At 36.7% G+C, this 16,205-nt stretch carries 18 protein-coding genes and 2 tRNA genes; all 20 read left to right on the top strand.

Translation table 11 applies throughout. The features are described from left to right. The first annotated feature begins 450 nt into the window (after nt 1-450). The 20 genes from NFS22_RS05350 (at nt 451) to NFS22_RS05255 (ending at nt 15,995) form a co-directional block, all read left to right on the top strand. Complete coding sequence (locus NFS22_RS05350) at nt 451-1,215, top strand: tyrosine-type recombinase/integrase (RefSeq protein ID WP_251316691.1); 765 nt, start codon at nt 451-453, stop codon at nt 1,213-1,215. Nucleotides 1,216-1,574: 359 nt separating this feature from the next. Continuing rightward, nucleotides 1,575-2,651 (top strand): hypothetical protein, encoded by a 1,077-nt coding sequence (locus NFS22_RS05345; RefSeq protein ID WP_251316690.1) that lies wholly within the window; start codon nt 1,575-1,577, stop codon nt 2,649-2,651. Further along, a complete protein-coding gene (locus tag NFS22_RS05340) occupies nt 2,638-2,916 on the top strand; it encodes a hypothetical protein (protein WP_251316689.1) in 279 nt (92 codons plus the stop codon). Before NFS22_RS05345 ends, NFS22_RS05340 begins: the two co-directional genes overlap by 14 nt. Continuing rightward, nucleotides 2,906-4,711, top strand: a complete 1,806-nt coding sequence (locus NFS22_RS05335) for an ATP-dependent helicase (RefSeq protein ID WP_251316688.1) — start codon at nt 2,906-2,908, stop codon at nt 4,709-4,711. Before NFS22_RS05340 ends, NFS22_RS05335 begins: the two co-directional genes overlap by 11 nt. Before the next feature lie 59 nt (nt 4,712-4,770). Continuing rightward, nucleotides 4,771-4,977: a hypothetical protein gene (locus tag NFS22_RS05330; protein ID WP_251316687.1), complete on the top strand. Its 207-nt coding sequence runs from the start codon at nt 4,771-4,773 to the stop codon at nt 4,975-4,977. Between the two features lie 4 nt (nt 4,978-4,981). After that, nucleotides 4,982-6,127: a cysteine desulfurase family protein gene (locus NFS22_RS05325; protein ID WP_251316686.1), complete on the top strand. Its 1,146-nt coding sequence runs from the start codon at nt 4,982-4,984 to the stop codon at nt 6,125-6,127. Beyond that, the gene (locus NFS22_RS05320; RefSeq protein WP_251316685.1) at nt 6,127-6,696 is read left to right on the top strand and encodes an HNH endonuclease; all 570 of its coding nucleotides are present in this window, start codon (nt 6,127-6,129) and stop codon (nt 6,694-6,696) included. Before NFS22_RS05325 ends, NFS22_RS05320 begins: the two co-directional genes overlap by 1 nt. An 8-nt stretch (nt 6,697-6,704) precedes the next feature. Beyond that, on the top strand, nt 6,705-7,115 hold the full coding sequence (locus NFS22_RS05315) for a hypothetical protein (RefSeq protein WP_251316684.1): 411 nt from the start codon (nt 6,705-6,707) through the stop codon (nt 7,113-7,115). Nucleotides 7,116-7,129: 14 nt separating this feature from the next. Then, nucleotides 7,130-7,621, top strand: coding sequence for a hypothetical protein (locus NFS22_RS05310; protein WP_251316683.1), 492 nt, complete (start codon nt 7,130-7,132; stop codon nt 7,619-7,621). Next, the gene (locus NFS22_RS05305; protein WP_251316682.1) at nt 7,605-8,048 is read left to right on the top strand and encodes a macro domain-containing protein; all 444 of its coding nucleotides are present in this window, start codon (nt 7,605-7,607) and stop codon (nt 8,046-8,048) included. The genes NFS22_RS05310 and NFS22_RS05305 overlap by 17 nt, the downstream gene beginning before the upstream one ends. A 34-nt stretch (nt 8,049-8,082) precedes the next feature. Continuing rightward, nucleotides 8,083-8,445 carry a hypothetical protein gene (locus tag NFS22_RS05300; RefSeq protein WP_251316681.1) on the top strand — a complete coding sequence of 121 codons (363 nt, stop codon included), beginning with the start codon at nt 8,083-8,085 and terminating at the stop codon, nt 8,443-8,445. 13 nt (nt 8,446-8,458) lie between these two features. Continuing rightward, nucleotides 8,459-11,422, top strand: coding sequence for a hypothetical protein (locus tag NFS22_RS05295; RefSeq protein WP_251316680.1), 2,964 nt, complete (start codon nt 8,459-8,461; stop codon nt 11,420-11,422). 362 nt (nt 11,423-11,784) lie between these two features. Further along, entirely contained in the window at nt 11,785-12,423 is a 639-nt protein-coding gene (locus tag NFS22_RS05290) for an ATP-dependent Clp protease proteolytic subunit (protein ID WP_251316679.1), read from the top strand. Nucleotides 12,424-12,436: 13 nt separating this feature from the next. After that, complete coding sequence (locus NFS22_RS05285) at nt 12,437-13,264, top strand: PhoH family protein (protein WP_251316678.1); 828 nt, start codon at nt 12,437-12,439, stop codon at nt 13,262-13,264. A gap of 34 nt (nt 13,265-13,298) precedes the next feature. Beyond that, nucleotides 13,299-13,481 (top strand): hypothetical protein, encoded by a 183-nt coding sequence (locus tag NFS22_RS05280; RefSeq protein WP_251316677.1) that lies wholly within the window; start codon nt 13,299-13,301, stop codon nt 13,479-13,481. A 37-nt stretch (nt 13,482-13,518) separates the two neighbouring features. Further along, a complete protein-coding gene (locus tag NFS22_RS05275; protein ID WP_251316676.1) occupies nt 13,519-14,706 on the top strand; it encodes a hypothetical protein in 1,188 nt (395 codons plus the stop codon). Between the two features lie 8 nt (nt 14,707-14,714). Continuing rightward, complete coding sequence (locus NFS22_RS05270; protein WP_251316675.1) at nt 14,715-14,987, top strand: HU family DNA-binding protein; 273 nt, start codon at nt 14,715-14,717, stop codon at nt 14,985-14,987. 34 nt (nt 14,988-15,021) lie between these two features. After that, a tRNA-Phe gene (locus tag NFS22_RS05265) sits at nt 15,022-15,096 on the top strand. A gap of 123 nt (nt 15,097-15,219) precedes the next feature. Continuing rightward, nucleotides 15,220-15,294 (top strand) — tRNA-Glu (locus NFS22_RS05260). Between the two features lie 191 nt (nt 15,295-15,485). Further along, nucleotides 15,486-15,995, top strand: a complete 510-nt coding sequence (locus tag NFS22_RS05255; protein WP_251316674.1) for a class I SAM-dependent methyltransferase — start codon at nt 15,486-15,488, stop codon at nt 15,993-15,995. Nucleotides 15,996-16,205 lie beyond the last annotated feature (210 nt).

Raw genomic sequence — 16,205 nt, 5'->3', positions numbered from 1 at the left:
CAAAATGGGAACAAACCACGCCGAAACACTCCCGCCGATCCCGTCCGCCCTCCGTGGGGCATGGTTTACATTTTGAACGCTTTTCATTTTTGCCAAAAAGGTAAAGTACACCTACTCAACATCCAAACCGCAATTTGCTATCGGAATTGTCATCGTAGAAGATTCCTAAAACGGGATAAAAGTATCCAGTTACGAATTTGAACAGGCCACCATAATTTCACTTTCTGATCTAAAGTTGTGTCGATGAAACTTCCTAAAATGGGGAATTTGTGTCCCGACTAATTCGATAACCACAAAATATATGCACAAATTCAATTCGCAAAACAGCAATTTGAAGTTGACATTTAAGCCAAAATCGGTTATACTAATAATAGAGATTCACCCCAAAATAGGCTGGTTTTCATTTTTGAGCAAATAACAGTATTTATAATTATTTTGGAGGGCTTTGCGATGAACAACAAAAAAGCTATCAATGCTGGTGAAATGACAATTACCTTTTCTCCTGAACTGGAACAGATGCTTGGGCGACTGATGCAAGAAAAAACAGCAGCCACACAAAAGGTAGCTGCTCCTATCATGGATCAGGACTATGTAGAACGTGACCATTGTAATCACAATCCTACTGATCCTATTCGTTCGCTGGATGATATTGAGCGGCTGAAGAATTACTTCTTAAATCGTAAAGGCTGGATGAATAATAACATCCGGGACTACGCCTATTTTGTGTTTTCTTTGAATATGTGCAGACGGGCGGGGGATATATTAGCACTCCATGTATATGACATTCTGAATCCAGATGGGTCTTTTAAAACACACGTGACATTCGACCATGAGCAAAAGACCGGGAAGAAGTCTATTGTGTTGTTGAATACTAAGGCCAGAGATGCACTGACTTTATATTTCAATACTCTTGGTCAGTACAAAATGTCTGATTGGCTATTCCCGAATGGGAAGAAACCGACAGAGCCTATGTCAGTGGATGGAATGCGGCGTATGCTCCAGAGAGCAGCTAAAGCACTGAACATTGATATGCACATGGGGACACACTCGCTGCGTAAAACTAATCCTTATCACATGATCTCTACAAGTACAGATACACAGGATGAAGTAATGGTATCGCAGTTTTTACAACATAGTAATATTAGAACTACCTATCATTATATAAAGCGGGATCAGTCTGAAATGGATGCTTTTATTGAGAGTCACGGGCTTTAATCGGCGGGAGGTAGGATTTCAGCTTGCCAACACCTACGGCGTTGCCTTCGCTGTCATTCACTTGCCTACGGCAAGTTCATGAAATAATACAACTGTGTTTGATAGTTGCCCTCCAGAAAAAAGTCTTGGAACAGTCCCAATTTGGCTTGCTTCTGCGGGATTCCTGTATGCACCAAAAGGCCATAATATTATATATATTTAATTATGGCTAAAAAGTGCATAGCAAAAATCGCTGAATCCATTGTGCCGCAACGGTTTCAAGGATTTTCGGGTGGATAGCAACTTCGGCAATTTTGAAAGGAGTGTAAAAAATCGAGAAACGTGAAGTTCGACTAAAGCGTGGGACTTACAATGAAAGTGTGCTTGTAGATAAGGTTTGTTCTGAGGCGCAGCGGCGATCCTATCACCGAAAAGAAAAGTTTGCCAGCGGCAAATATCAAAGTATGTTCTTGGACACGTTGGCAAGGTACTGTGATTATGAGTATGACGTAACGACCAAAAAATACACAGTGCTGGAGGTGTACAAGTATCCAAAGTCATTGTATGATTCCAAAATACACAAAGGCATTTACCAATATCTTGCGCCACTGATTCTGTATGAAGTCCTTTTTGGTGAGGGGTATAAGGATCGTAAGGCAGTAATTACATCTATAGATTTAGCACAAGTAGTAAGCATGGTAAATTCCAATTATACCAAGATGAAATATAATCAGGATTCAGTAGTTATTGATATGGACTTTGATGCAAATATTCTTTCAGAGTATTTCAACAAGGCTGACAATCGAATTGATGATTATATTCGGCGGTGCATTAAGTATCTGGCAGCAATGAATTGTGTGATTTACAATGAGACACATATGATTGGTGTTATGCCTACAACGGCAGAGATTGAAAATGGACATATCATTGTTGAGCAAGCGGAGATCAGAAAAGCTACAGATGATGAAATGAAGTTGTATTCAAAATTGGTTGAAAAGGCCAGCCGCAAAGCTAAAATTTTATCTGATAGTGAAAAGTGGTATGGGAAGAAAGCATTGCGTTACAATACTGAGTTGACACGTATGATGAAAGAACATGGGATTTTATTTGTATGTCGTGCTTTTGAATTGTGGCGTGTTGATGAAGAACAGTGTAAAAATATTTTGCGCAGTTTTAATGAAAAAACTATTGATCAGCGGCGGCAAGAGATTGGCGTAGTGCTAAAAGCCATTATGGATACCAATGCAGAAAAACGTCTGGAAAAGAATGAAGCATTGGGCAGTAACTACATAGAACAGTTTAAGCGATTGTCTGATATTACTTTGCTATATGGAGCAGATGATGTGATAAAAATGTTACCGTCTGTTCAGGAGAAAGATTACCAAGATACTATGAAAGAGCGATATGGATATGAAGTAGAATATGGGACAGGGGGGAAACGTGATGGAACTGATTGATCGTGCTGCTGTTTATGAGGATATGATGTATGCAATGTGTGGTACGGGGTTTCAGGCCAATGCGCTATCGGTAATTAATAGGCAGCAGGAAATAGAAGCTATACCTGTTCATTACGGACAATGGGTTAAACAATATCGGTCTGGCGTATCAGTAGCCAGTGGTGTTGTATCAAGCTGTTGTGATATGTGGAATGAGCGAAAAACTAAGTATTGTCCTCATTGTGGGGCAACAATGAATTTGGAGGAAAAAGATAATGGAACTTAGTAAAGTACAGCAAGAAGCTGTAAATTTTTATGAAGGGTGCTGTAATGTAATTGCTTCTGCGGGTAGTGGAAAAACCCGTGTGCTTGTTACTCGAATTGTAAAACTGATTGAGGACTATGACGTTGATCCCGGAAATATTTTAGCGATTACTTTTAGCAAGAAAGCAAAAGAGAATATGGTAGAACGGCTTGCAAAAATGATTCCGGGTTATGTAAAGTTCATCAATGTTGAAACTTTTCATTCTTTTGGATTCCGTATTGTTCGGAAGTTCAACAGAGAAGATTTTGAGATTTTGGATGCAGATTGGAAAAAAGTTAAAATTATTGAGGAAATTTTGCAACATTATTTTAGAGAGAAAGAGCCTGATGGACAAGAAATCGCAGATATTCTAAGTTATATTTCAATTCAAAAGAACCAGATGAAAAAGCCAGATACTTCTACAAAGTTTGGAAAAGTCTATAAGTATTATGAGAAATACAAGGCAGAACATAATCAGTTGGATTTTGACGATATGCTGGTAAAGTGCTATGAGATTTTGAACACTAATGAGGATGGCCTTCGTTATTGTCAGGAGCAGTATCAGTTTATTTTGGCTGATGAGATGCAGGACACAAATGCTGTTCAGTATGAAATTATCAGACTAATTGGCGCAAGGCATAAAAATGTTTTTGTTGTTGATGATCCACTTCAGAATATTTTTATGTGGCGGGGTAGTGATAACAAGTTTGTAATGAACTTTGATGAGGACTGGCCTAATGCAAAGATTATTCACCTAAACAAGAATTATCGGAGTAGTCAAGATATTGTAGCAGCGGCAAATCATTTTGCTGAATGTATTCCAGAATCGAAGCATCGACATTATGTAGAAAGTATTGCAGATAAGAAAAAGTTTGAAGAGCCACAGTATACCAGGTATGATGATGAAAGTGCAGAAGCAAATGGGATTGCGAAAAAGATTCAGACATATATTGAAGCAGGATATGATTACAAAGACATTGCAATTCTAACCCGAACAAATGCTCAGTTGCAGAATTTTGAAACGGCATTGTATCGAAGTGAAATTCCGTATTCGATTGTAGATGGTATGTCGTTTATTGATCGCCGTGAGATTAAGATTGTTTTGTCGTATTTGCGGTTAGTTTGTGACATAAATGACGATGAAGCATTTGAGTATATTTATAATCGGCCTAATCGTTATCTTGGTCAATCATTTTTACAGGAAGTTAAACGTACTGCCAGAAAAGAAAAAATGTCTCTTTATTGTGCCATGTTCAGAGTAAGTAGAACTAATTGGAAAGTAAAAAATAGCGTAAATAGTATTCATGCAACGATCAAGTCAATTAGTGAGTCAAAGTATAAAACAGTTGCAGATATGATTGCTGATCTGCGGGAAACGTTGAATCTGGATTCTTATGTTTCAAAGGATTTGTGTGACAACGATGATAGCCGCACTGATAACTTGAATACGCTTCAGCGTATGGCCTCGAATTACAATGATACAAAGCGGTTTATTTCCTTTATGATGAAATTTTCAAAGGAGAAAAAACATGATCCTAATTCCGTCCAGCTTATGACGATTCATAAGTCTAAGGGACTTGAGTTTCCGATTGTTTTTGTTGCTGGAGTTAATCAAGGATTGTTGCCTCATGAGAAAAGCGAAAACATTGATGAGGAAAAGCGACTTATGTATGTTGCAATTACGAGAGCAGAAAAAATCTTAAATATTTCTTCTACGTATTCTTATAATGGCAAAGATGCTATGGAAAGTGAATTTGTAGCAGCTATTTTTAACTAAATAACAACATTTATAATTACAAAGGAGGAATATTATGTGAATAGGAGTGTTTTGTTAATATGGAAACTGAAAAGTATACGTGCTTAGATTGTATTTGGCATGACCAATGTGAAAGTGATGAACCTTGCGACTTTTTTGATAGAGGACAAAGTGTTTTAGACTTAGAGGATACCGAAATTGAAAAAAATATTGAATCTGGTCGCAAAGAATATGGTCAGGCATATCAAAAATATATTCAAGAGTTTAGCGATGGGAATAAGGAGTGATTAAATGATCTATCTTGATAATGCTGCAACTACTAAAATTTCCAGAGATGCTTTTGAAGCTGCTTGTTGGGCAATTCATGATTGTTATGGAAATCCAAGTAGTTTGCATAAGGCGGGAACTGAAGCAGCACAGATGGTTGCGAAGGCCAGAAAACAAATCGCAAGATGTATAGGCGCAATGGATGATGAAATAGTTTTTACTGCTGGTGGTAGTGAAAGTGATAATTTAGCTTTGCGTGGTATTGCACCTTATTTGAAAGAGAACGGCAAGACAACAATTATCACAAGCCAGATTGAGCATCATGCAGTTCTTAATACTTGTAAGGTTCTTGAAAAGGATGGATTTAAAGTTATTTATATGCCAGTTGATGAGGATGGACGAGTAGATATTGAAGAATTGGAACGTGTTATGAAAATTTTCAAGGATACCCTTGGCCTTGTTTCAATTATGGCAGTTAATAATGAAATTGGTTCTATTCAGCTTATTGATGACATTGGCGATCTTTGTCAGGAATATGGTGTACTTTTTATGACAGATGCAGTTCAGGCATTGGGACATATTCATTTGGATGTAAATACAAGCCATATTGATTTGATGGCAATGTCTGGTCATAAGATTCATGCAATGAAGGGAATTGGCGCATTGTATGTGAGGCGTGGTATTAAGTTGGAGCCTGTTATTACAGGCGGAGGCCAAGAGAATCATCTTCGGGCAGGAACAGAAAATGTTCCGGGGATCGTGTCTATGGGTGAGGCTGCGGAAAAAATTATAAAGAATATTGATGCAGATAGAGCCTATTATGAACATTTGCGAAAGCTGTTTTTGGGTGAGTTAGATCGGCTTGGTGTCAATTATGTTGTGAATTGTTCTGGCGGTGTACCAAATATTATTAGTTTAACTTTGCCAAAGTGTGAGAGTGAAGCAATGTTGCTATTGCTAAATGAGAAAGACATTTGTGTGTCTGCTGGGTCTGCTTGTACTGCTGGTTCTCTTGATCCATCTCATGTTTTAAAGGCATTGTATCTTGATGATCAGGATGCAAGCTGTACTATCAGAATTTCTATGGGAGCAAATAATTGTAGTGATGATATGATAAAAACTGCTAATGCGATTTTTGAAAGTGTGCAGCAGCTTCAGGCGATGATGTGATGGAACAAGAAATATGGGCTGGTGCTTGGTATGATGGCATAGATTATTCTTGGCGTTTTGAAGTATCGACATGGGGTAGGATTCGGAACGCCAAGACTAAGCGAGTATATGCGCTTCATGCTGGAACAAATGAGTATTTACAAATTTGCACCTCAGTTTGTGGAAAGAATAAGAATATTAGAGTACATAGATGTGTAGCAGAAACATTTATTCCCAATCCAGATCATCTTGAAATTGTAAATCATAGGGATGGAAATAAGAGGAACAACCAGTTATCAAATCTTGAATGGTGTTCACGAGAATATAACTACGAACACGCAATGGATATGGAACTGATTAATCCGATTCATACATGGAAGTTTGCGTCTGATTCACATTATGGTCAATATCGTGGCAGTAATAATGGAATGGCAAAACTAACCGAGGAAGATGTTAGATATATTCGTGAACATTACATTCCTAAAGGCAAAGGGCAACAATGTAATCGTAAGCAATTAGCTGACCATTTTAGAGTAAGTGTTGGACTTATTTCAAGAATTGTTAAAAATCAGATTTGGACGCATATTTAGGAGGTTGTATGACAGCAGAAAACACATTGCAATGGATGATGGATTTTTATTCTGACTTATTTCCAACAAGGCAACGATGTTTAGATCATTTGTTTTGTACTATTGGAAATGGGTATGAATGGGTAAATGGAGAATTGGTTTGTGAAGATTTTCTAAGCAAAAGATATGTTATGGTTGAGCAAATTGAACGGGCTAAAGCATGGCATGAAGATTTATACGAGCAACATAGAAAAATTGAACTTGAATTAGCCAAAAAGCATCCCGATCACAAACCAAATCCTAAATATTTTCATCATTGGTATCCATTATGTAAGAAATATTCGTTTTTGTATAATTACCCGTCAGACATTAAACCAGATTGGTTTAAACTTTTGAATGAATGTAAAGAAATGCTTATTGCAGATGGAATCGAAGTTTGAAAGGAGAATCTTTATTGGATAAATTTTATACAGTCAACGAGGGATCATCACTATATGATGATTATTGGGCTTGGAAGAATTGCCTTGTACCAAATAAAAAGATAGTAGATGATTTCTTTAAAGAATTTGGAATTGAAGCAGACTTGTATTGTCAAAATTCTACGGTAATTGGAATTGTGCCAACTGAAAATGATAAGATTAAGTTTGCAAAACAACTTTGCTCAAAAGAGACAGATGAAGGACTTCGGTTCTTTTTGAAAAATTCTGCTATTAACAAGGAATGGGTAAAACGTGCTGTTGGTTTGAAGAATGTTCATAAACCTTCTCCTGCATGGCTCAATAAATATATGGGACGAAGTTCAAGTCGTTTGTTTGATCATAATGGTATTTTGTATTGTTCTTTTAGTGCTAATCAAATTGAAATGCCATCTGATGTATTTACTGAAATCAAAGGCAGCGAATTTTATAAAGTTATGGAGGAAATTGAAAATGGTAAAACTGATTAATGGTGATTTGCTGGAGGCCAAGGAAACTTATATTGCTCATCAAGTAAATTGTTATGGAGCAATGGGACGTGGGGTTGCTTTACAGATTAAAAACAAGTATCCCGATGTATACCGCCGTTATCATGAATACTGTGAAGATCATAGAGCGAAGAATCTTCTTGGGCGGATGCTGATTGTTCCTGCGGATAATGGTAAGGTAATTTGTAATCTGTTTGGACAAGAACGGTTTGGGTATGGGAAACAGTATACCGACATTGCTGCGCTTAGTAAGGCTATGAGCAGCTTGGCAGATATTGTACCCACATCTGAGGCTATTGCTATGCCGTATCAGATTGGATGTGGTCATGGCGGTGCTGACTGGAATATTGTTCACCAGCTTATTCAGGATATTTTTAAGAAGCATACAGTAGTGCTTTATAAACGATAATAGCAATATTTATAATTATATGGGGGTGGTTTAGTTGCTGAAATGTAAAATCTGCGGTAGAGAAATTGAAAAAAGTCAGTATCTTGGTGATGTTCTTTGTAGTGATAAGTGCTTTACAATTAATTTTTGGCGTGAAATCATTGCCGAAAAAGATAAACACATTGTTATTCATGGAGAATGTTATTGTGATGGAGGGGAAAATGCCCCCGGAGCCTTTCGTGGATTTTCTGGTCGTAGATTCTGGATCAGATTCAAGGATGGTTCGACATTGACTACAAACAATTTATGGTATCAAGGGAAGATTCCAGATGAATTTCGTGATGAACTTCCTGATACAGCAGAGTTCTATACGCCAGATCATATTAAGTTTGCAAATAGTCTTAAAAATCCATTTTGAACGGAGGGATTAAATGCTTGAAAGCGGCGTTCACATTCCATCATTAGACGGGAAAGATATTTACATATCAAATAGCTATTTAGTTCCCAAGGTGAATGATAAGGGATTGAAAATTGGATATAAGCTGCGAGATCAGAATGGTGATTTGAATTTAAAGAGATTTATCAATACGCTTGATTATAGTCTGGATTTGATTAAGATGCAGGAAGTATATGAAAGTGTATATCGGCGGAGAGATTTTTCATTTAATAAGAATGGCAAAGATTATACGCAGAGAGTAATCAATGTGACTTTTAAATACAACAACAAAGCATTCAATAGAATTCGGAACGGTGTTTATGTCAAATTTGGTTATGCTTATGAAGATTTGTTATTCAAAGATTGTATTGCAATGCAGGACGGAGTTTTAGTTGGCATTGAAGTTGATATACAAGTGGAGAATCCTGTACCTAATGATGTTCTTGGGAAGTGCTTTTATTATGAAGATGGAATGTATAAGGCCAAATCTAATATTCCAATTCTTAATAGTGTTGCTAACATTCGAGAAGAACTTTATAAAAATGGTTTTCTTTGTGATGGAATTAGGTATGTACGATTCAAACGGAGTGCTGGTTCAAGTCGTGTAGGAAAGTGTCTTTTTATTGATGAAAGACTTTATCGACAAATGCACAAGTGGGAAATGTGTGGCATTAAAGTGAAAAGGGGACAAGACATTGATCTTGCTGCGTTGGAGCCATACATCGCTTTAACATTAAGTAGTATTATTGATACAATTCAAATTCATCCTGAAAACATTCTGGTAGTAAAAGATTATAAGAGTGTTTTTAGGGATAGGGTTGTAGCAACACGGTTTGTTGATGGTAGACTGGTATCCAAGGTTGAGGATGTAGAAATCGGTAATAGCATTTGGGATGGTCAGTCCCTTATGGATCGAAGCGTATTTCTGGATTTTCAAAAGCAACAGCAGAAAACTAATCCTGATGTACGTGAACATGGTATGCTCTTGCTTCGTGCCAGATTTTTCAAGTCGTGTTGTTTTAATGCCAATATCCAACAGTGGTTTTCGGATAATGGTATAACCGATGTAGGCCAGTTGAACGGTGTAACTACAGCTAAAAGAATTGAAGATATTAAGTTGATTACTACTCTAAGTTCAATTAAATATGTGAAATTTGGGAAGTTAGAAGATTGGCTTAATACTTTGGAGTCTACGTTTGGTGTAGTAAAGCATGAAAAGCCGACACATTTTTTTAATGGACGCATGGTGCAGACTCATTATCAGTTATTGAATACTTTGCAGATGACATATGATGAAGTTGAACGATTGGTAAAACCGTCTTTGGATTATGCAAGAATGATTAAAATTGATATTGCTGTAATGCGGCATCAGATTGGGTATCAATATCAGAGTTTTAATGAGGATTTTTACAACAAAGCAATTACATCTAAAAACGACATAATATACAGAATGCTTGGGCTTACAGACAAGTTTGCTGAAACAAAGATATATCAACAGTTTAGAGATGATCTTGTAAAATCTTTTATAAAAAATCTGAGATTGGGCCATTTGCTTGTGCAGGGTAATTACAGTACCATTTGTGGAAATCCGATTGAAATGCTTAAACAGGCTATTGGAGTGTTTGATGGCAGTTCTGTTATAGAAAAGGGGACGGTTCATAGTACACGTTTTGAAAATCATAAAGAATTACTTGGTTCTCGAAGTCCACACGTGACTATGGGGAACATACTTGTTACTCGAAATGTGTTGCGTTCAGAAATTAATAGATATATGAATCCTACAAAAGAGATCGTATATATCAATAGTATTAATGAAAATATCTTGGAACGGTTATCTGGAGCAGATTTTGATAGTGATACTGTTATGCTTACAGATAATGAGATACTGGTTCAAGCAGCCAAGCGAAATTATGATCGTTTTCCTGTTCCAACAAAATTAGTTGAATCCGAAACTCGGCAAAGAAAATACACAGACATTGATAAAGCTGATTTGGATATAAAAACGAGTATTAATAAAATTGGCGAGATCATTAATCTTTCGCAGGAGTTGAATTCTATTCTTTGGGATCGTCTATATCATGGAGCCAGTATTGATAGTGTTATGGAACTATATTGTGACATTGCACAGTTGGATGTTATGAGTAATCTGGAGATTGATTCAGCAAAGAGGGAAAATCCTGCCGATAATACTTTTGAGTTACAATGTTTAAAGAAAAAGTATGATTTACGTGATAAGAAAGGTAGACATATAAGACCGCTATTTTTTAGATATATTGATGGTTATAAGGGTTATCGTGATGGATATTACATTTATGTAGAAGAAGATGGAGAATATGTTAAACAAGGAGTTGTGGAAAGTTATAAAGAAGCAAAAAAATTGAAAGACAATGAAAATGTTACCGTAGAACGTGGGAGAATGACATATAAGAAACATGAAACAAGTATGGATTATTTAGAACTCTGTATTAATAGATTTAGAAACGTTAGGTCAAAAAATGGTAGTAAAATCGAAGGATTACCCTTTAGTTCGTGCTTGATACCAGCATATAAATTAAATGGACAAGTAAGATCATATCAAGTAAAAAGAATTATTGATTGTGCAAATGAGTTTAAACAAAGTTGCAATGATATTTGGAATAGCGAAGAATTATCATTGTCAGAAAAACGAAAAATAGCAGACTGTTTAAAAGATGAATGTGTTCGATATATAAACTCAATGACACTTGATTTAAAAACAATGAGGCATTTGTTAGCTGTGATTGAGTCAAAAGAATTGTCGAAAATATCTAAATTCTTGTTCTATGTATGTTTTCAATCAAAAGACGGGCAGTTTTATGATTTGTTAGAGCAAAGCAGAACTCAAATATGCAAGTTAAAAGAGTCAGCGGATGGAAATATACACATTTATGATTTCACTTATTCCCTTGAACTCGTTCAAAATTCGCAAAAATGGGGGTAAATTTTGATACTTCGTTTTTTGTTAGGCTTTAGAATTTCCCCATTTTGGGGAGATTCTAAGGAAAATTTAAAAAAGATAAGGGAAGGATAACTCTAACCCAAAAATTTATTGTAAAGGACTGAATATTTTGATTTCTATTACTAAGGCAGAATCGGAGCGTGTGCGTGAGGTGTTCCCTCGTGCGGAGATTGTAAGAACCTGTATCCAGAAAAGCAAGCGGCATCACTATTATCTGCCAGAGGCCGAAAAGTATTTGCGGTTGATTGTTGATAGTAACTATGCGGCAGCTTCAATCTGTAAGCAGATTGACAAGGAACGTGAGCGCAATAAGCGCAGATACCGTCATTGATGGAGGTAAGTTTATGAGCAAACGTGGATTTTATGATATTGATTGCAGCTTCGATGAAGGGGCAGTTCTGAAATCTTGGGGGGTCGATGAACTTTTCTATTTGCGTAATTTGCAAAATAGAAAGCTGTATCTTAATGAAGATATTGATGAATGTGTCATTGATAATGTGGTACGACATATCCTCCAGTATAATGCAGATGATAAGGGCAAACCTGTTGAGGATCGTAAGCCAATTCTACTGTATTGTTCTTCTAATGGCGGTTCTATTGATCCGGGGTTTGAACTGGTTGATGTAATTCTCCAAAGTAAGACACCTGTTTACACAATTAATCTTGGTTATCAATATTCTATGGGATTCCTGATTGGCCTTGCAGGACACAAGCGTTATGCGTCTAAGACAGCTAAGTTTTTGATGCACGATGGAACAAATTTTGTTATTAATTCTGGTGCAAAGGCGCAAGATCAAATGGAATTTAATAAGCGCATTGAGCAGAGAATTAAGGCATATGTTTTGTCCAGAAGCAAGATTACGTCTGAGGAATATGATAGCAAACTTCGTGTTGAGTGGTATTTGTTTGCAGATGAGGCCAAGGAGAAGGGATTCTGCGACTATATTATTGGCGAGGATTGTAGCCTTGACGAAATTCTGTAAAGGTGGTTAGGATATGGATGAATACCGTGGATTTCAGGAAATTATGTGTGATGATTCACGCTTAAATGATTTTTATGGAAATCGTAACGATAACATTTTCGATTGTCTGCAAAATGAATATGTTTTGATTTATGACATTGAGGGTCAGGTTAAGGACTTTTATCAATGGAATGGTTCTACATATGTTCCCGTTGCTTACAAGGCAATCAAGAATTCTTATACTGGAAATATTAAGCCAAGAAATCCCCAACAGCGACTTGCTATGGATTTGCTTTATAATGATGATATTACAGTAAAAATTCTATCTGGTTGTTTTGGATCTGGTAAAGACTATCTTATGGCATCAGCAGCACTGGATTTAGTGTTGCAGGGAAAGTATGATAGGATTATGTGGGTTCGGAATAATGTTGAGGTCAAAAATTCTAAGCCACTTGGATTTTTGCCGGGTGATGCGTTTGATAAGCTGTTACCGTTTGCAATGCCGCTGGCAGATCATGTTGGCGGAGTTGACGGACTTGAATCATTAATGGATGAAGGCAAGGTCGAGGTTGAACACTTAGGTTTTATTCGTGGACGTGATATTAAGCATACGATTATCATGTGTAGCGAAGCTGAGAATATGACGAAGGAACACGTTCAGCTTCTTTTAGGCCGTGTTGGTGATGGTTCTGCTCTTTGGTTAAACGGTGACTATAAACAGACAGATCATAAAACATTTGCGGAAAATAATGGGCTTATGATTGCTGTAGATCGGCTCAAAGGACATAAGCGGTTTGGCTATGTCAAGTTTCTCAAGACTGAGCGAAGTGAAACAGCAGCAATGGCTGATTTGCTTGATTAAAATAACAATAATTATAATCAAAAGGAGAGATGTTATGATTAACAACTTTATGTGTGAACGTTGTGACCATTATATGGTTTGTGAAAAGCTGAAGCCTCTGATGAAGTTTCATGAGAGCGCAAAGAAGGATATGATGATTACACTGACAATGGAAGAGTGTATGGATTATGCGCCTGATGCAGATGTAAAGGGTGATGATTCTGCAAGCGAAGATTAAGGGTAAAATATTTGCCCTTAGAAGGGAGTGATAACAGTTGGAACAAGCAGAGTTTTTAAGCCGACAGTTTGATTTGCTCTCTCAACGTTTGACTGATCCTGCTATTGAATGGCAGGATATAGCGGACTTACGTGCTGAACATACAGGTGAGGATGAACACCGTGATACAATTCGTAAGGGAGCAAAATTGTTCTATGAGTATTTGGAGGCTGGTTGGATTAAAAATCCGCAAGAAAGTTCCACTGTTACTCCCACCGAAGCAACTGTTCAAATGCGTGAATTACAAAAAGAACGCTACAAAGTTCAAACTGAAAAGTTAGAATTAAATCGTTGGCTACGTGAAAATGCTCGTGATGAATTGATTGTAGAGCATATTTGTCAAGCAGTTGCACAGTTGAAACCTTTAGTGATTCCTGATCCAATTTATACTGAATTGTCTGACAGAGAAGGTGTTTTGTTATTTGGTGATGAACACTATGGTACTGAATTTGAAATTCGTGGCCTCAGTAATGAGGTAATTAACTCTTATAGTCCTGAAATATTTGAAAATAGAATGTGGAATTTGTTAGATCAAACTATTTCTATTGTTAGAAAAGAAGGTTTTTCAAGAATCCATGTATTTTCATTAGGCGATTTTGAGGATGGTTTACTTAGGGTTAAACAGTTAATGCAGCTTCGGTATGGCGTAGTAGAGGGTACTGTTCGATATGCGGATTTTATTTCAAACTGGCTGAATGAATTGAGCAAATACGTTGAAGTTGAATTTCAGACTACTAATGGAAATCATACAGAATTACGTATGCTTGGTCAGCCCAAAGGTACATTTACAAAAGAAAATATGAGTCTTGTGGTAGAAGCAATTATTACTACAAGGCTTGTGAACAATCCTAATTTTACTTTTACCAAGAATCCGACAGGGTACATTTATGCTGATATTCTTGGATATAAGTTACTTGGTATTCATGGTGAAGTGAAAAGTATGGAACAGGCCATTAAAGATTTTTCGCAGATATATCGTGTTCAGCTTGACTTTCTGATTGCTGGTCACAAACATCATTCTCGTAGTGAAACTGTGGGTATTAATCAGGAAGTGATCAATGTCCCAAGTATTATCGGCGTTGATGATTATTCTTTGTCTATTCATAAAACCTCAAATGCTGGAGCAACATTCCTTGTTTTTGAAAAAGGTAAGGGAAAATCTATTGAGTATGCAATTAAATTGTGAGGTGGTATATGAATAGAAATGAATTAATCGCAGATATTGCAAGTAGAACAGAACAATCTAAAAAGGATGTTGCAACTTTTATGGACGCATATGAGGCAGCGATTGTAAATGCAATTAGTAATGGTGATTCTGTTTCATTATATGGGTTTATGAAGATTGAACGCAGAGAGAAGAAAGAGTATGTTGGGCATGGATTTGGAACAAAAGATAGGAAAGTAATTCCAGCACATGATTTTGTAAAAATTCGTCCCGGTAATTCTCTGACAGATTGTGTCAAATGATTGGTGCAGGAGGATCGTCCCTCCTGCCCGGTATGGGAGAATAGCTTAACAGGCAGAGCATTTGGTTGAAGCCCAAAGGGAAAGGGTTCGAGTCCTTTTTCTCCCACCAAAATTTTTTGAAACAAAATTTAAAAATCTCTTGACAATAACAATATTTCTAATTATAATAAGTAGTGTCAGGTGAAGAAATAAACCTGACGCAAACAAAGTTAAATAGCAACATTTCTAATATGGGGTGTTGGTCAAGTGGTTAAGACTCCGCCCTTTCACGGCGGCATCACGGGTTCGAGTCCCGTACACCCTACCAGTGCCGTTTTGAGAGCAAATGTTCGGTTGGGTCAGTTAAACCGAGATGTGCTGTGTGGGCTATCATTAAGCCCTATGACTGTGGATAGACACTAAGATGTAATATCATTCCGATGTGATCACCGTATCGGTTAATACAGAGAGAAACTGTACGGTGATAACTACAAATAAGTTAAAAAGGTAGATGTAGAAATGACTCCGATTGCAAATATGAGTGTTTATAATGATGGAATGCGAAAAAGTATGCTGGATAAGATTTGGTTTTTAGATAAGATTGATGGCAGTATAAGTACCATTTATGATTATGGTTGTGCAGATGGATCGTTACTAAAAATGGTTGGCGAAATCTGTCCGAGCATGAAATTAGATGGTTATGATATTAGTCAAGAAATGATTGATATTGCCAAACAAAATGTTCCTAATGCCGATCTCCTTTCAACTGATCCGAAATCTAATTTGCATAATGCTGTTTTAAATGCTTCGTCTGTATTCCATGAAATTCATGCGTATTCGCCCGATGTTGAATGGGATTATCGGAATATTTTTGATAGTGGGGCAGCATACATTGCAATTCGAGATATGTTTTATTCTAAACATTCTTGTCATCCAACCAATCCTATTTCTTTAGCAAAAGTTCTTCAGCGTGAAAATCCTGATAAGATTTCAGAGTTTGAGGCTTTTAATGGGGGGGTTGACCAGTAACAAAAATTTTTTACATTACCTATTGACTTATCGTTATGTGGAAAATTGGGATCGAGAAGTTAGAGAAAATTATTTCCCACATAGCATTGAAGAATTTCTGAGTAAGATTCCTACAAAGTATGAAGTTATATATTTTGAACATTATACACTTCCATTTCTTAGGGATCAAGTTTGGAAAGATTTTGGATTTACATTATCCGATCCAACTCA

The sequence above is a fragment of the Flintibacter muris genome, assembly GCF_943192995.1.
Taxonomy (GTDB): Bacteria; Bacillota; Clostridia; order Oscillospirales; family Oscillospiraceae; genus Lawsonibacter; species Lawsonibacter muris.
Note: the sequence above shows the minus strand (reverse complement) of the source record. Positions and strands in the feature narration are given on the sequence as shown.

Bases quoted from the DNA above. Each gene is read 5' to 3' on its own strand.
- NFS22_RS05320 (WP_251316685.1), top strand. From the start codon at position 6,127: ATGGAACAAGAAATATGGGCTGGTGCTTGGTATGATGGCATAGATTAT.
- NFS22_RS05330 (WP_251316687.1), top strand. From the start codon at position 4,771: ATGGAAACTGAAAAGTATACGTGCTTAGATTGTATTTGGCATGACCAA.
- NFS22_RS05315 (WP_251316684.1), top strand. From the start codon at position 6,705: ATGACAGCAGAAAACACATTGCAATGGATGATGGATTTTTATTCTGAC.
- NFS22_RS05290 (WP_251316679.1), top strand. From the start codon at position 11,785: ATGAGCAAACGTGGATTTTATGATATTGATTGCAGCTTCGATGAAGGG.
- NFS22_RS05270 (WP_251316675.1), top strand. From the start codon at position 14,715: ATGAATAGAAATGAATTAATCGCAGATATTGCAAGTAGAACAGAACAA.
- NFS22_RS05305 (WP_251316682.1), top strand. From the start codon at position 7,605: ATGGTAAAACTGATTAATGGTGATTTGCTGGAGGCCAAGGAAACTTAT.
- NFS22_RS05295 (WP_251316680.1), top strand. From the start codon at position 8,459: ATGCTTGAAAGCGGCGTTCACATTCCATCATTAGACGGGAAAGATATT.
- NFS22_RS05285 (WP_251316678.1), top strand. From the start codon at position 12,437: ATGGATGAATACCGTGGATTTCAGGAAATTATGTGTGATGATTCACGC.
- NFS22_RS05350 (WP_251316691.1), top strand. From the start codon at position 451: ATGAACAACAAAAAAGCTATCAATGCTGGTGAAATGACAATTACCTTT.
- NFS22_RS05325 (WP_251316686.1), top strand. From the start codon at position 4,982: ATGATCTATCTTGATAATGCTGCAACTACTAAAATTTCCAGAGATGCT.
- NFS22_RS05340 (WP_251316689.1), top strand. From the start codon at position 2,638: ATGGAACTGATTGATCGTGCTGCTGTTTATGAGGATATGATGTATGCA.
- NFS22_RS05280 (WP_251316677.1), top strand. From the start codon at position 13,299: ATGATTAACAACTTTATGTGTGAACGTTGTGACCATTATATGGTTTGT.
- NFS22_RS05335 (WP_251316688.1), top strand. From the start codon at position 2,906: ATGGAACTTAGTAAAGTACAGCAAGAAGCTGTAAATTTTTATGAAGGG.
- NFS22_RS05255 (WP_251316674.1), top strand. From the start codon at position 15,486: ATGACTCCGATTGCAAATATGAGTGTTTATAATGATGGAATGCGAAAA.